Origin of the sequence: Pseudomonas sp. 15A4, from assembly GCF_016925575.1 — a bacterium.
In the GTDB taxonomy this organism is placed as follows: Bacteria; Pseudomonadota; Gammaproteobacteria; order Pseudomonadales; family Pseudomonadaceae; genus Aquipseudomonas.
This window is the reverse complement of sequence record NZ_CP068986.1, coordinates 408,046-423,537: the sequence shown is the minus strand read 5'-3', so window position 1 is coordinate 423,537 and position 15,492 is coordinate 408,046. Positions and strand designations below refer to the sequence as shown.

General features: G+C 60.8%; 6 protein-coding genes and 2 pseudogenes. 6 read left to right on the top strand and 2 right to left on the bottom strand.

Going from position 1 to position 15,492, the window contains the following annotated elements:
- Positions 1-2: 2 nt before the first annotated feature.
- On the bottom strand, positions 3-6,050 hold the full coding sequence (locus JN403_RS01885; RefSeq protein WP_205484935.1) for a membrane-targeted effector domain-containing toxin: 6,048 nt from the start codon (positions 6,048-6,050) through the stop codon (positions 3-5).
- A gap of 391 nt (positions 6,051-6,441) precedes the next feature.
- On the opposite strand from JN403_RS01885, the pseudogene JN403_RS01880 reads away from it, so the two are divergent.
- From JN403_RS01880 to JN403_RS01870, 3 genes and pseudogenes are all read left to right on the top strand, one after another.
- Positions 6,442-8,195: pseudogene (locus JN403_RS01880) on the top strand (carbamoyltransferase).
- Positions 8,188-9,096 carry a glycosyltransferase family A protein gene (locus JN403_RS01875; RefSeq protein ID WP_205484934.1) on the top strand — a complete coding sequence of 303 codons (909 nt, stop codon included), beginning with the start codon at positions 8,188-8,190 and terminating at the stop codon, positions 9,094-9,096. The pseudogene JN403_RS01880 and the gene JN403_RS01875 overlap by 8 nt, the downstream one beginning before the upstream one ends.
- A gap of 37 nt (positions 9,097-9,133) precedes the next feature.
- Positions 9,134-10,594 carry a hypothetical protein gene (locus JN403_RS01870; protein ID WP_205484933.1) on the top strand — a complete coding sequence of 487 codons (1,461 nt, stop codon included), beginning with the start codon at positions 9,134-9,136 and terminating at the stop codon, positions 10,592-10,594.
- Here JN403_RS01870 and JN403_RS01865 read toward each other — a convergent pair.
- Positions 10,581-11,249, bottom strand: coding sequence for a toluene tolerance protein (locus JN403_RS01865; RefSeq protein WP_172610505.1), 669 nt, complete (start codon positions 11,247-11,249; stop codon positions 10,581-10,583). The genes JN403_RS01870 and JN403_RS01865 overlap by 14 nt on opposite strands.
- Positions 11,250-11,370: 121 nt before the next feature.
- On the opposite strand from JN403_RS01865, the pseudogene msbA reads away from it, so the two are divergent.
- The 3 genes and pseudogenes from msbA (at position 11,371) to JN403_RS01850 (ending at position 15,485) form a co-directional block, all read left to right on the top strand.
- Positions 11,371-13,190 (top strand): annotated as a pseudogene (gene msbA, locus JN403_RS01860) (lipid A export permease/ATP-binding protein MsbA).
- Positions 13,184-14,080, top strand: coding sequence for a GNAT family N-acetyltransferase (locus JN403_RS01855; protein ID WP_205484932.1), 897 nt, complete (start codon positions 13,184-13,186; stop codon positions 14,078-14,080). Before msbA ends, JN403_RS01855 begins: the two are co-directional and overlap by 7 nt.
- A 1-nt stretch (position 14,081) precedes the next feature.
- Positions 14,082-15,485, top strand: a complete 1,404-nt coding sequence (locus tag JN403_RS01850) for a PIG-L family deacetylase (protein WP_205484931.1) — start codon at positions 14,082-14,084, stop codon at positions 15,483-15,485.
- Positions 15,486-15,492: the final 7 nt, after the last annotated feature.

Below are 15,492 nucleotides of genomic sequence, written 5' to 3'. Positions count from 1 at the left end.
CGTCAGTCCGCGTGCTTAAGGTTCATCTCCACCAGTGCGTCGATCAGTGCTTGCACATTGTCGAACGGTTGACGATGCACCTGCGGCCATGACTCGCGCTCGACGTAGGCTTTGCCCGCGGTATTGAACCGCACAGGGGTGTGCTTGAGGGTGCGGTCCCTTGAGCGATGCACGATCGTTGGGCGCAAGGGTGCGGACTCGTCGAGCATGAACATGCCCGGGCTGTGCAGCCTACCGCCGACGGGCGCGGCCAACTGAGGGCGTGGCGCCAGTTCGATCTCCACGCGGAAGTCATTCTTCACCCGCACGGCCTCGTGCCCCAGCCCCGCCGGCACCTGCTCGCCCGGGTCAATCATGATGCCGTGGCCTTTGCCCGGCGCCACATCCATCACGCGCACGCCAATCCCCTGTTCCAGCTCGGCAAGGCCCGGCACGCTGTTCTTGAAGGTACTGGCATGGGTTTCACCCACCAGCGCCATCCACTTGTGCGACCCCATCACCTCCTGATGCTTGCGTATGGTGCGAGACGCAAAATAGCTGAGCACCTGCTGGCGCGTGGTGCCGGAGTGAGTTGGCAGATGACGGGTGAAGTAACTGGCGGCGCAGTCGATCGCGCGGATTTCAATGCCGTACCGCCTGGCCTGGACCACCAGCCTTTCAAACGAGTAGAGGCCTGTCGGGTCGGTTCGGAACGTATGGTCCATGCGCTTGAGGTCGTGCAGCAGACGCTTGCTCATCAGCCCCGTCTCGGCGAAGCGGTCAAGATCGGCCTGATGGACATCCGTCAGCAAATGCTCCATGTACAGCGTCTTTACGTCCTGGCGCGCCAGATGCTCCATGTTGTCGAGGATGAAGCGCTTGCTGGCGCGTGCCGAATGGGATTCGCCGATGACCACACCGGATGTGTTTTCGTATAGCTCCTCGATGAACATGCTCAACGGCGTGTCGGCCTTTACCTCGGGCAGAATCACGCGTTCAGGGAGGGCGAGGTTGAGCACCGAACGCGCATCTTTTTGCAGCGTGTTCGCCAGCTCGAAGAACTTTTCACGCACGTCCACTAGATGACTTTCGAGGAAAAAGTAATCAGGGTTGAGGCCTCTGTGACGGAAGTTGGCCAGGTCATGAAAGATGCTCTGCATGTCGGCAGGCATCTGGTAGCGGTTGTCGATCAGCGACTGCTGAATGGCGCCCAGTGGGTAGTCGTTGCTCCAGGTGGCCGCATCGGCGCGGGTCCAATAGCCGGCCGGATTCCATTCAAAACCGTGATCGCCGACATAGGGGTTCCCTTCGCTTCTGCGGTGGGAAACGATGGCGCGGCGGTTGGGGTCCAGGCCCCACTCCATGGGTGAACGTCGTTCGAAGAAGCCATACAGCGCATCGTCCATTGATGTGCCGGAAGGACTGACGGGTGAGGATGCCCCAGCACCATTGTCGATGTTCGGGTTGCCGATCTGTGCCTTGAAGTCCGCGCGCGACGCAGCGCTGCTGATGACGGCATCGCTGTCCACGGATATCTGAATCGGCGCGCCCGATGGCACGTCTTCGACGCGCAGGCTGAGTACGCCTTGCAGTTCGCTGATGCCTGGCTGCTGCTGCCAGGTGTTGGCGGTGCGGTGGTCGAGCAGCGCGACCCAGCGTCTGCCGGGGCGCGTCTGCACATCGCCGCTGATGACTTTGTTACCGAAGAAAACCGCCATCTTTTGCGGCGCGAGTGCGTCACCTGCAGCGGATGCCACTTCGTTGCCAGCGTAGTCATAGCTGACCGAGGAGCTGAACGGCCGAACGTCGATGCCGTGTCGGTGGGCCGCCTTGATCAGGTGGTAGTAATCGTATTTGTCGCTGCCGTTCTTGAGCGCGCCCTCGTTCACGGTATCCAGGTAGTGCTTGATCATGTGCGAGCCGCTGCGCGTCTTGCTGCCGAGTGCCCTGTATTTCTGCAGCTTGTGCGTGTGCTGGTCGGTTTGCAGATGCTCGATGTACAGCACCTCGACCTTGCGCTGCGCCAGCAACGGCATGTTGTCGATGAGCAGCTGCTTGCTGGCGATGGACGTGGGTGCTTCGCCAATCACCAACCCGTTGGATTTCTCAAGTACTGCATCGAAGAAGCCTTGGGCTGTCGCGCCCTCTTCCAGCACCGGCAACTCAGGTTTGCCCGGGAGAGACGGCTGATCGAAGAATGCCTTCGCATCGCGGTAAAGGTTCTGACGCAACGTCCTGTAAGTCGACCGCCCGCCCTGGAAAATGTCGTCGAAAAACTCATGCAGACCAAACGGGCCTTCTTCAAAGTGTTCAGCCTGCTTTGGGCTGACGATGCCGAAGACGTAGGGCTGCAGCGATTCCGGCATTTCGTAATCGCTCAAGTCGCCCACCGCCGTGGAGGGGCCGGCAGGGGTTTCGTCCAGCCGGCTGAACGAAGGCAGAACGCCGCCCTGCAACCGCGCTGGCTCAAGCAGTTGCCACTGGCCCTGGCTGTTGAGATGTACCGTTTGCCGGCCAAAGAAGGCGAACGGGTTATGCGGATCGACGATCTGCCATACGGCCAACCGGACGTCGTACTGGACCTGGTAGGTCTGGCCCTGCATGACAACGTAACAATTGCCACGAACCACGCTGATCCCTTGCCCATGCGGGCGATTCAACGGGAGGGCGTCCGCCAAAGACACATCCACGGCGTGCAACGGATGGACAGGGGTATTCCCGACCGGCACTGGCGCGGTGTCCTGCTGCAGTGCCCTCCATACGCCGGTGACATCGGTTTGCGCATAGCGCCCGGTGGGCTGAAGGGTTTCCGGGATCAGCGCGCGGGTCCGGTACAGCGGAACATGTCGGTTGGCGGCTTGAGGCGCGGCCCAGAAGAGTTCGTTCTCTACCGCGACGGGCTGCAGCGTCTCGTCGGTGGCATGGGCAACCGAGCGGGCGTACCGGCCGGCCGTTTTTCGGCCCGTCAGGTCCTTCAGCGCACCGCCCAGTCCTTTCACTCCCGAGTGCAGATCGCCCGCAGCCCCCGCCGTGTTCAGCCAGGCGCTGAGCACGTAGAAGCTGGCGGTGGCGTGATCCCGCTCGTCGAGGGCCTCTAGCGCGCGATAACCCTCAGCGCTCGCGATGATCATGCCGACGGCAAAGCTCGCGGGCGGGAAGGGCAAGGTGACGGCGGTGGCGATCAGCTCGAGGCTGCTCCAGACCTGTCGGCGGAGCATGTCTGCGCGACCGGTCTGGGTGTCCGCGACATCCTGGATCTTGCGCTCGATCACCTGATCGAAGCACACGTCGTACAGATTGCTGAATGGCTCCCTTGGCAGCGCAGGTTTGCGGCCCCCGCCTTTCTTCAATTCAGCCAGGGCAAACGCCAGCGGCATGCCCGCCTTGACCCGGGCGCGGCTCAGGTAGTAATCGCCCATGCCGGCACTCAGCAGCGTGTTACTGAACGCGCTGAGTGATCGGAAAGCGCGGCCGTCCGGTGCCTGCGGTGTATACAGCAGAACCTGCTCCAGGGTACTCGCGTCAGGCGGTGCGAGCAGGAAGCAGCCGTGAATGACCTCTGCACGGGAGGCGATGGCCATGACGTCCACGTTCAATTGCAGTGGATAGATGGGGTAGCGCAGGCGGTCCGCCGGGCTGCTCTGGTGCATGTTGACGATGGAGAGGGTGAGCCAGTGCAATTGCGAGGCGTCGATGTGGCCTTCAAGGAAGCTGCGCAAGGCGTCGGCGCGCATTTGCAATTGCGTCAGTAGCAGGCTCTGTTGACGGCGCCAATTGTAGTCCTCGCTTCCAGGCGCCAGCAGTTGCCCGCGAATCATCGCGATGTACTGATCGGCGACCCATTGACCGCGGACCGAGCCGGCGACGTTCTCCGGGGTCAGTGGTGTGAGATCGACGCCCTCGGGGCCGCTGAACGTGGCGGTGGTATCGGCTGCCGCGTTGAGCAGGCCAAGTGTGTCGTCGTAGCCGTCGCGCAGCATGTGCGTGTAGGACAGGGTTTCGCGAGGTGTGTGAACGATCATCCGGTCAGGGTCCACCGTTCCCGGAGGCAGGCTGAGCAGCGCGTTGATCTTGCGGCTGGCGGTCTGGTGGACGTAAGCATCGAAGTCGATGACCTGCGTGTGCGGAGCGGCCTGGTAGATTTTACCCGCCGCCACGAGTGCATCTTCCAGTGCCACCATTTGCTGACGCTGCTCGGCCGATGCCCGCAGGAACCAATCCGGAGTGTGCAGCCGTTGCTCGGAGAGCATGACGTCAACGCGCGCGGACACCAGTGTACGCAAGCCACTGTTGTAATCGGGGAGGGTTGCGTAGCTGAGCCATCCCTGAGCAGGCGCCGGCTTTTCGCTTAAATCATGCAGTTGGTCTTTCAGGGCGTCCCTTCTGTTCGCGGTGATCTGTCCCAGCAGGAAGTGGCTCATCTCGGCGGAGCGGCTCCAGCTCACAAGCTCGCCGAGCAACTGACGTTCGTTGTCGAAGCGCTGAAAATGCTGATGCCGAGGGCTGTCCGGGGTGAACATCAGCAGTCCGTCCGGCAGACCCGATGCATCGAGCTTGCGCAATAGCAGCACGCTGCTCAGGGTGTCATGGCCATTCAGCTTGATCTGCTGCACGGCAACGGCGGGATTTCGCGGGGCGACGGTATCTGGGTTCAGCGACTCGATGAGCGCCAGGTCCGAGGCTTGGATATGGCCTTGCAGCTCGGCCCCACGGGCCTGCGCGATGAGCTGATGGTGCATCGCTTCGCTCATCAGGCGCTGAGTGGTTGGCGAGCCTAGGGCCTGGCGTTGCGCAGGGGCGAAACGGCTTCGCAAGTCCAGCTCGTTGATGACACGGGCGAGGTAAGCCGGGGTCAGCCCGCTGTTTTCGGGCTCAAGCGGCTGGTCGGCGTAGGTGATTTGGCTTCGGGTCTGAAACGCAGAATACTGCGCCGTGTCGCCCGGATGCAGGCCGTATAGTGCCAGTTGCGTCAGTGATCGGCTGACGGTGTAGGTTTCAGCCGTCATTGGCAGAGCGCGTTCGGTGCTGATCAGGACATGATCGGGATTGATATCAATGCCCAGCTCATTGGCCAGCCGCGCACGGAGGTGGCTTCGCGCGAACTGTTCCGGCGACGCGCCGCTGTCCATCACGCTCAGCAAGGCACTGCGTGCGCGCTCGTAATCCATCATCCCGGCCGCGTATCGCTCGCGCTGTTCGGCGCTGGCCATTTCCAGCCAGTCGGGGCGTGCGCGGCGCTCGTCGCGGCGGGCGCGACGATCCTGCGCAGCGGCAACAGCCCCGTCGGGGCCCCAGGATTTCGGCTGGTGGAGCAGGTCTTCGAGTAGCGTCTGGAGGGTTTGAGTCGACAGGCTGGGCGCCGCGTCGAACAGCTCGTCGATGTCCACACGCTGCTTTGCCAGCAAGCGATCAAAGACGTGATCGTAGGGCGAGCCTTTGATGGGGATGAGCTGAAAGTCCGAAGGGGTCGACGGCTCCAGAAACACGTCGCCGCCCGAGGCAATCTCGAGCCAGGCGTCGCGCGTGCTGTCTTGCATCAAGCGCAGCAAAGGCAGGCGCAGGAGTGGGTGATTGACGCGACGGGCGAGTTCTTGCTGTAAGGCGGCGTTTGACACAAAGCCTTCTACGGCCTGTCCGGGCAACCAGAGCAAGGTCTGCCCCGGCTGAGCGGTTGCAACAAGCGCCCCGGCCAGTTCGACACCACGCTGTGCATCGAGTCGAAGTTCAAGCGCGCTGAACACGACGTGCTCCTGGGCGTCCATGCCCGGCAGACAGCGCCCATAGTCGCGGTGCAGTTCGCCCTCTTCGATGTTCAGCAGCAGGTCATCGCGAAGGGTCAATTCGAGGCAGGTCACGAAGAGCTCGCGCCGCGAAATCTCACGCGCGCTCGCCTCGGCCCAGAAGCGGGTGATTGCCGAGTGCAACAGCTCTTTCTGCTCCGGGCTCACTGGCTGAGGCGGGGTATTGAGATACGCCTCTGCATCCGGAAGATGCTGAAGCTCGGCGTCGAGTACGGTCGTCAGCGTTGTCAGCCGATCAAGCGCAGGCGGGTTGGGTGAAAATGTTTCCATGGCGTGTAGCATTCCTGAGTGATCTCCGCGCAATGAGGTTGCGCGAGAGCGGGCAAGCAGCCCGATGATTCGTCGAACGATCAATCAATCAGAACGCCGGGGCGCGTGGTGCTAAATAGTTATCGCACTGAATGGGCATCGAACCTGTAGAACCGGCTTCAGCCGCGAAGGGGCCAGGTGCCATGCCACAACAACGATGGCGCTCACGCTGGCCTGTTCCCGGCTGAAGGCAGTCCTGCAGACGCATCGCGCGGCACTTCATTCCCTGCGACCACTTCCAGAGCCATTACGCTATAATCCCGCCCTTTAGCTGTCTGCCGCCTTTGCGCCAGACACACCTTATTTGTCAGGCGCGTGATGCCTGCATGCAGACTTAAGAGGCTAGACCCTAGTGGCATTGACGATCCTTGGCCTGTCCGGCGCACTTAGCCATGATCCTTCCGCAGCCCTTTACATCGATGGCAAGCTGGTTGCTGCGGCCGAAGAAGAGCGTTTCGTTCGCGACAAGCATGCCAAGAACCGCATGCCCTATGAATCAGCGAAGTTCTGCCTCGAACAAGCAGGCATCAAGCCTTCGGATGTTGATGTCGTCGCCATTCCTTTCGCACCCATCAGCCTGTTCGGCGAAGCGCGCTGGCACTACGCCAAACGCTATTGGTATGCACCGGACCGCGCCCTCGACGCGATTCTGATGGGCAACCGCCGCTACAAGCGCTATCGCAACAAAATCGTCTGGTGCCTGGAGCAGCTGGGTTTTGATCCGAAAAAGATCAAAATCGAGCCTGTCGAGCACCACTTGGCCCACGCCTCCAGCGCTTACCATTGCTCCGGTTTTCAGGAGAAAACCGCGATCCTCGGGATCGACGGCAAGGGTGAGTACGCCACTACCTTCTTCGGCTATGGCGAAAACGGCAAGATCCACAAGATCAAGGAATTCTTCGATCCGGATTCCCTCGGTGGCCTGTATGGCGCGATCACCGAATTCCTCGGCTTCGAGATGCTCGACGGCGAATTCAAAGTCATGGGCATGGCACCTTACGGCGACGCGACCAAATACGATTTCTCCCGCCTGGCCACCTTTGAAAACGGCGAACTGGTGATCAACACCGAATACGCCAACGTCATCGGCCTGCGTCGTTACAAAGAGAAGGGCAAAGGCTTCTACTTCTCGCCGAAACTGATCGAGTGGCTGGGTCCCAAGCGCGAAGGCGACATCGCCGACGAGCCGTACATCCATTACGCCGCCAGCATGCAGGCGCTGTTCGAGAAGCTGTCGCTGCAGATGATCGACCACTATCTGGGTGACATCCTCAAGGAAACCGGCAAGCTCGCCTTCGCTGGCGGCTGTGCGCTGAACGTCAAACTGAACCAGAAGATCATCGCGCGCCCTGACGTCAAAGAGCTGTTCGTTCAGCCAGCGTCGGGTGATGCCGGCACTGCTGTCGGCGCCGCCGCCTACGTTCCCACGCGCGTGGCGTGCCGGTCGAGAAGATGGAGCACGTCTACCTCGGCCCGTCCTACAGCAACGAGGACGTTATCGCTGCCTGCGCCCGACACCCGAGCAAGCCGGCCTGGCGCCAGATCGACAACACCCCCGAGCGTATCGCCAAAATCATGGTCGAGGGCAACCCGGTCGCCTGGTTCCAGGGCCGCATGGAATTTGGTCCTCGCGCCCTCGGTGGTCGTTCGATCATCGGCTGTCCGAGCATTGCCGGCGTTGCCGATCGCATCAACCATCAGATCAAGTTCCGCGAGCGCTGGAGGCCTTTCTGCCCGTCGATGCTCGACACCGTCGCTCCTCAGATGATCAAGATCGATCACCCGGCGCCGTTCATGACCTTCACTTTCGAAGTAGCTGAAGAGTGGAAAACCCGTGTGCCGGAAGTCGTCCATGAAGACGGTACCTCCCGCGCCCAGGTGCTCAAGCGCGAATACAACCCGCGTTACTACGACATGATGAAGGCGCTCGAAAACCTGACGGGCAACGGCGTTTCGCTCAATACTTCGCTCAACCGCCGCGGCGAGCCGATGATTTGCTCGCCGACCGATGCGTTGAACATGTTCTTCGGCTCTGACCTCGAGTACCTGATCATGGAAGACATCCTGGTAGTCAAAGACGGCGTGGAAGGGTCTGGACTTGACTGAAACACTGATCAGCGTCGTCATTCCCGCATACAACTATGCCCATTCCCTGCGTCGCGCAGTGGATTCGGTATTGGCGCAAATCGACGATGCTGCTGCTGATCTATTGGTGATAGATGACGGTTCAACCGACGATACATTAGAGGTGCTCGCGGGGCTTTCGGCTGAGAACCCCGGGCGCTTTCGGGTACTGCACAAGCTCAATGGTGGCTTGTCATCAGTGCGCAATCTCGGGATAGAAGAAGCCACGGGTCGATACCTCGTGTTTCTTGACGCAGACGATGAAATGGCGCCCGGCGCATTGGCGGGGATTACCCGTCATATCGCACGCCACCCCGACACTCATTTAGTGATCGGCGCGCACTGGTCGGTATTCGTCGATGGCCGACGCAGTTTGCAGGTTGCCAGGCCACTACCGGCGACTGCGCGACAGAGAGTCAAAGGCTACTTGCTGGACAAGACAATCTCCATTTCAAACGGTGCCTGTGCCATGCATCGTGACGTCTTTGCGCCGGGTAACTATCCTGAGCATCTGCGTAATGTCGAAGATCTTCCCGTCTTCGCTCAGGTATTGGCCCGCTTTCCTTGCACGGTGCTGGATCAGCCGCTGGCGTTCATTCACAAACACCCCGACAGCATGCGTCATGACTTGCGTCAGAGCCTTGCGGCCGGCGCCGTGCAAGTGGTGTGCGAGGTGTTCTCGGTCCAGCGGATGCCGGTTGAGTTTCACGACCTGCGTCAGGCATTCATGGCGCAGCGTTGCCTTTCATTGTTTCGCGACTGTTATTCCCACGGCGAGTACACGCTGGCCAGGAAGTTTTATTTCATGGCGTTGAAGGCCCACTGGCGTACGTTCGCGCGCTGGTCATATACACGCAAAGCCTTGCGTTCGTTGTTTCGATAACCGGTTTCAGTTTTGCGCATGTAGCTGAGGAAAGGTAATGAAAGCGGCAGTTGTTAAAACCGGCGCCCATGTCTCTGGGTGGGTCCGCGAGCATCCGGTTCGGCTGGCATTCCTGGGCAGCATCCTCCTTTCGTTGATTGCAGTCCTGGGCACCGCAACAGTCGGCCGTGACGCAGCCCTGTACATCGATACCGCGCAACGAGTCGCCGAGCACGGCACTCAAGCTGCCTGGCAATCCTTTGACTGGCCGTGGTTCTCCCTCCTGCTGGCCGGCACCCACAGCGTGCTGCACCTGCCTCTGGAACTGAGCGCCTACCTCTGGTGTGGCCTTTTCTTCGCCGGCGTCAGCGCTTTGATGGTGGATTGTGTTCGTCAGCGTTCGGCAGCGCTCGCCCCTTGGGCCTGCCTGGTGATGCTGGCGATGCCAGCCGTTAACTCATTTCGCAACGACATCATTCGTGAATGCGGGTTCTGGTTCTTCTGCACGCTTGCGATCTGGCTCGCACTGCGTTGGGATGCCCGTGGCGGCTGGCTGCGCGCAGCTTTTGTCCACGTGGCTATTCTCTGCGCCATGCTGTTCCGGCTTGAGGCACTGCTGCTGATTCCGGCATTGGCGCTCTGGCAATTGCCGAGATTAAGGGATAGCGCCAGCCGCAAGCAGGTGTTTCAGTTTGCACTGCTGCCAGCGCTTGGCTTAATCGCGGTCGCGGTCTCAGGCGCGTTCCTGTCCGGACGTCTGATGATCTATCTGGATATGCTCAATCCCCACACTGTCCTGGCGTCCTTTGATCTGCTGTCGAACCAGTTTGCCAACTCGCTGATCAACAAGTATTCGCAGGACGAAGCGGGACGCATCATTTTCTTCGGCATCCTGGCCTCCATGCTGATCACTTTCGTCAAACTGATGGGCCCCTTCGCGTTGCCGTTCGTGCTGCGCAGGAACTGGGGCGTGCTGGGTGCATACTGGCGCGATTATCGGCCGTTCGCGTGGGCGGCGCTGCTCTACCTGATCGTGCTGGTGCTGTTTTATGTCAAAGAGCAGTTCATGAACAGCCGCTACATGAGCTTTCTGAGTCTGCTTTTTGTGCCGTTGATGGCAATGGGATTGGCATCGTTTGTTGGGCAGTTCCCGCGCCTCGGCAAGGCGCTTGTTGTTGTAGCGCTGCTCGTGATGCTCTCAAACGTGATAACGACCGGTGGCGGGAAGACCCATTACGTGGAGGCAGGCCGCTGGATGTCGACCCACGTCGAGGCGAGCGCTCCGGCCTTCTTTGACGACGGGCGCATCAGCTATTACGCCGGCCGAGGTTATGTGATTCCCGGATTGACTCGGGAGCAAGCGATGTCCCCGCAGCACGCGGACGAGTATCAATACTTCCTCATCGACGCCAAAGGGAACGAGCCATGGCTCGTCGAGTGGCTAGAAGCACGCCATCTCAGGGTGTTGGCGCACTTTGCCAATCGCAAGGGCGCAACCGTTCTGGCTATCGGTCGATAGGGGCCGTCAGTAGCAGTTGCAGGCGCTCGGTCATCGTCGACTGTCTGTCAGTTGGCATACCCTGGGTATAACCCTGCAAAAATGCCGCGCCCTGATCACTGCCAAGCAGCCACTGCTTGTCCTGTTCGTAACGTAATAAGTGGGCGAAGTTGCGCAGGCGCTTGCTGTCACTTAACGCGAGTTTCTGGCAGCGCAGGTCCGCGATGTCGATCAAGCCGAGTTCATTGGCCGGCGTGAGCACTACGTTCCCCAGGTGCAGCGAGCGAAAGTAAACCCCGCGATCGTGCAGGTGAGCGATAAACGTACCCAGCTCAGCCCGCAGCGGCGCGCTTTCACCGTGCTCTTTCAATACCTGGCGGATGGTCAGGCCGGGCAACGGCGTGTAGCGCACGGCATCGCGGCTGATGCTGGCAATTCGGTAAGTGGCGATAACGTCGGGGCAGGGGATGCCGCGCTTCTTGAGGGCATCAATGTTGTCGGCGAAGCGCTGCGCGTAGGGGAACAGCAAGGCCGAGCTGATCAGGCGCTTGCGGCGGAACAGTTTGAGAATGGTGCCGTCCTCAAGCAACAGAACCTTGTCCCCGGATCCGTCCGCTTCGAGCACGGTGGCGTTTTCTCGCAAGGCCAGATAGGCGCTGTGTTCCATTGGGTGCATCGGCATACTTACCTGAACAAATGCGGCATGTTACCCGAGTCGGCTCCGCTTGGGTCGCGGCAGGGGTCGACAAATATGGGTTGTGCTACCATGCCCGCCTAATTTTTTCGTGCGGATTCCCATGAGCAGTCCTGATCCTCAAGCTAAAACGACCCTGGCGATTTACTTTCGTCTATTGACCTATGTGCGGCCGTACATCGGCCTTTTCTGCTTGAGTATTGTCGGCTTTCTTATCTTTGCATCCACCCAGCCGATGCTCGCCTACATCCTCAAATACTTCGTCGATGGCCTGGCCAATCCCGAAGCCAGTCTATTCCCCGGCAACCCCTATATCGGCCATCTGCAGTTGCTGCAGGCGGTACCGCTGATGATCGTGCTGATCGCGGCGTGGCAAGGTGCCGGCTCGTATCTGGGCAACTTCTTCCTAGCCCGTGTCTCCCTCGGGCTGGTGCATGACCTGCGTGTCGTGCTGTTCAACAAACTGCTCACGCTGCCCAACCGCTTCTTCGACAACAGCAACTCCGGGCACCTGATCTCGCGCATCACCTTCAACGTGACCATGGTCACCGGCGCTGCCACTGACGCGATCAAGGTCGTGATTCGCGAAGGCATGACGGTCATCTTCCTGTTTGGCGCGCTGCTGTGGATGAACTGGAAACTAACCTTGGTGATGCTGGCGATACTGCCGCTCATCGCGGTCATGGTGAACAGCACCAGCAAGAAGTTTCGCAAACAGAGCAAGAAGATTCAGGTGGCCATGGGCGACGTCACCCACGTGGCGTCCGAGACCATTCACGGCTACCGGGTAGTCCGCAGCTTTGGCGGCGAAGACTACGAAAAGGCCCGCTTCGAAAAGGCCAGCCGCAGCAACACCAAAAAGCAGTTGGCGATGACCAAGACCGGCGCCGTTTACACGCCGATGCTGCAGTTGGTGACCTACAGCGGCATGGCTATTGTGATGTTTCTCGTCCTTTATCTGCGCGGCGATTCGTCGGCTGGCGATCTGGTGGCCTACATCACCATGGCCGGCCTGCTGCCCAAGCCGATCCGTCAGTTGTCTGAAGTCAGTTCCACCATCCAGAAAGGCGTCGCCGGTGCGGAGAGCATCTTCGAGCAGCTGGATGAGCAGACCGAACAGGACCTGGGTACCGTGGAACGCGATAAGGTTTCGGGCCGTCTGGAGGTCAAAAATCTTACGTTCACCTACCCGGGGACGGAAAAGCGGGTGCTGAACGACGTCAGTTTTGTCGCCGAAGCCGGCCAGATGGTCGCGCTGGTGGGCCGCTCCGGCAGCGGCAAATCTACTTTGGCGAGCCTGATTCCGCGTTTCTACGATCACGTGCAGGGCAAGATCTTCCTTGATGGCGTCGAAACTCAGGACTACACCCTGCGCAGCCTGCGTCGGCAGATCGCGTTGGTGAATCAGAACGTCACGCTGTTCAACGACACCATCGCCAACAACATCGCGTATGGCGATCTGGCGGGCGTGCCGCTGGAAGAGATCAAAAAGCCTCGGCCGATGCTTATTCCGACGAGTTCATCGACAAGTTGCCTCAGCAGTACCAGACCCTCGTCGGCGAGAACGGCGTGCTGCTGTCCGGCGGCCAGCGCCAGCGTCTGGCGATTGCCCGCGCGCTGCTGAAAAATGCGCCGCTGCTGATTCTCGACGAAGCCACCTCGGCGCTGGATACCGAGTCCGAGCGCCACATCCAGAAGGCGCTGGAGAAGGTCATGCAGGGCCGTACCACGCTGGTGATCGCCCACCGCCTGAGCACCATCGAAAAAGCCGACGTCATTCTGGTGATGGACGAAGGGCGCATCGTCGAGCGCGGCTCCCATGAGGAGCTGCTGGCGCAGAACGGTTACTACACACGCCTGCACGCCAAGCAGTTCGAAGAAGACGAGCCTGCCGAAATCGACCGGGCAGTCGATGCATGCTGAGTCACTTGCGCGCATGGCGTGAGCGAGGCTGGACCCCGATCGATGCAACGACCTACGCCACCGCGTGGCAGCAGTTCGGCGGCAGCGTTGCCACGCATCCGCAGGTGATCGAGCGTCTGGCCGGGCTGGCTGACATTCCGGTTCGGTATTTGGGGTGGCTGCAAGACGGCAACGTTGTCGCTGCCGTTGCCTGCTGGGGCCGGGATCTGGCGCTGGCCAAGAAAGTGCTCAAGCAGCGTGATCGGCGGGTGTTCGATCTGGGCAACGCGGAAATCATTTTGCCGATCGCCCCGGGCGTGACAGTGCCGGTGCGCCAGCGCATGGGCTATGTGTCCGAGTTGAACGCCAATCAGATCGACACCCTCAAGCCGCAAGCCGAGAGCCTGGCGATCGCCCGCGCCCCTGAGGACTATTCCAAGAAATTCCGCTACAACCAGCGCCGTGAGCAGCGTTTGCTTGAGGAGGCGGGCGGGGTCGTGCAGCCGATGCTGGATTTCACGTCCGAGGAACAAGCGCGCATTTACTCAGGCCTGTTCCATGCGCGCTGGGGCTTCGACGTGCCGGGCAAGGATCACCTGGCCAACGTGTTCGAGCTGATGCGCGAGTTCATGACCGGCTCGATGATCCTGCTGGAAGGCAAGCCCATTGCCGCTCAGGTCCTGTACAGGGTCGAGTCGCCGCACTGGGTGTCCGTCGAGTACATCAACGGCGGTGTCGATCCGGCCCACCAGGCGTTGAGCGCTGGCAGCGTGCTGAGCTTCGTCAACACCCAGAATGCCTGGGCCGATGCGAGGGCGGTGAACAAGCCGTTGCGCTATTCCTTCGGCCGCTCTGATCGCGAATACAAAGACCGCTGGTGCCAGACGGTGCCTGTCTACAAGGTTGGATGACATGTCCGGGCGCAAGCAGCAGCTTCTGAAAAGACATCGGCGCAACAAGCGTCTGGCGCTGATCATCGGTCTGGTGCTGCTGATCGGCATTGGTATCTGGGTCGCGTGGTGGCTGGTGCCGTTGCTGATCGTCGCCGCCTGGATCGCCCACGAAGCCTGGTTCTCCGATCATCTGTTTTATTCGCCCAAGAGCGATTACCACTATCAGTTTCCCGACGCGGCCCAGGCGCAGCCGGTCTCTGTCGTCAACGGCATGCTGCAGCTGAGCGAGCCGTTGGCCGAAGGCGAAACGCTGCTGCTGGAGCTCGATCTGCGCAGCACCTGGCTGGGTCGCTGGCTGGACCCGTATGTGTTGGCAGGTGACGATCGCCAGGATTTCGAGCGAGGTTTTGCCGGGCGTCGCTACGTGAACCTCACCGGTCAGCGAGACGTGGTCGCAGACAGCACGCTGCGCCTGAAGGGCGGGTTCTGCCGCATCTCCAGCGCAGCTCGTTTGTACGTGCTGAGCAACCCGGATTACCGCCAGCAACGGTTGATGATCCTTGCGCCCCACGCGGACGACGCCGAGCTGGCAGCGTTTGGCTTGTACAGCCAGGCCGCCGATTGCAGCATCGTCACCCTGACTCAGGGCGAAATCGAGGCCGAACGCTACGAACAACTGGGGCTCAACCGCGCCGACGCCGCGCGGCTCAAGGGCCGCCTGCGCACGTGGGACAGTCTGGCGATTCCGTTGTGGGGCGGTGTGCCCCAGAGCCAATGCGTGCAACTGGGTTACTACTGCTTGCAACTGCCGGCCATGGCCCAGTCGCCGGATCAGCCGTTTGGTTCTCGCGACTCCTCAGAGACCGACATCCGCAGTGCGCGGCAGCACAATCCTTTGCCGTTGCCGGGTGATCAGGACGGCGCGCCCACCTGGAACAATCTTGTGGCCGATCTCGCAGCGCTGCTCGACGCTTATCGGCCTGACGTGATCGTCATGCCGCACCCGGAACTCGACCCTCACGCCGACCACATCGCCACGACTCAAGCGCTGTATGAGGCGGTAAGCAGAAGCGCACATACGCCCCAGGTGGCGCTGTTCTACGCCAACCACCTGCACGACAACGATCGCTGGCCCATGGGGCTGGCCGGTAAAGGTGTCGCCCTGCCGCCATTCGTTGAAGCACCGTCGGTTGATCAGCTCTGGAGTACGTCGCTCAGTTCGGACGTGCAGCTTGATAAGGCCATGGCCCTGGGGATGCAGCATGACCTACAGGGCCTGCCACCTTTGAAGAAGCGCCTGCGTCGGCAGATTCAACGCTGGCTGGCCGGTCGCGAATGGCCGCTGACGGGAGACGACGAATTCTTCCGCAAGGCCGTGCGCCGGCATGAGGTGTTCTGGGTCCGCCGCTTTCCGCGCCCCTGATGGCTCC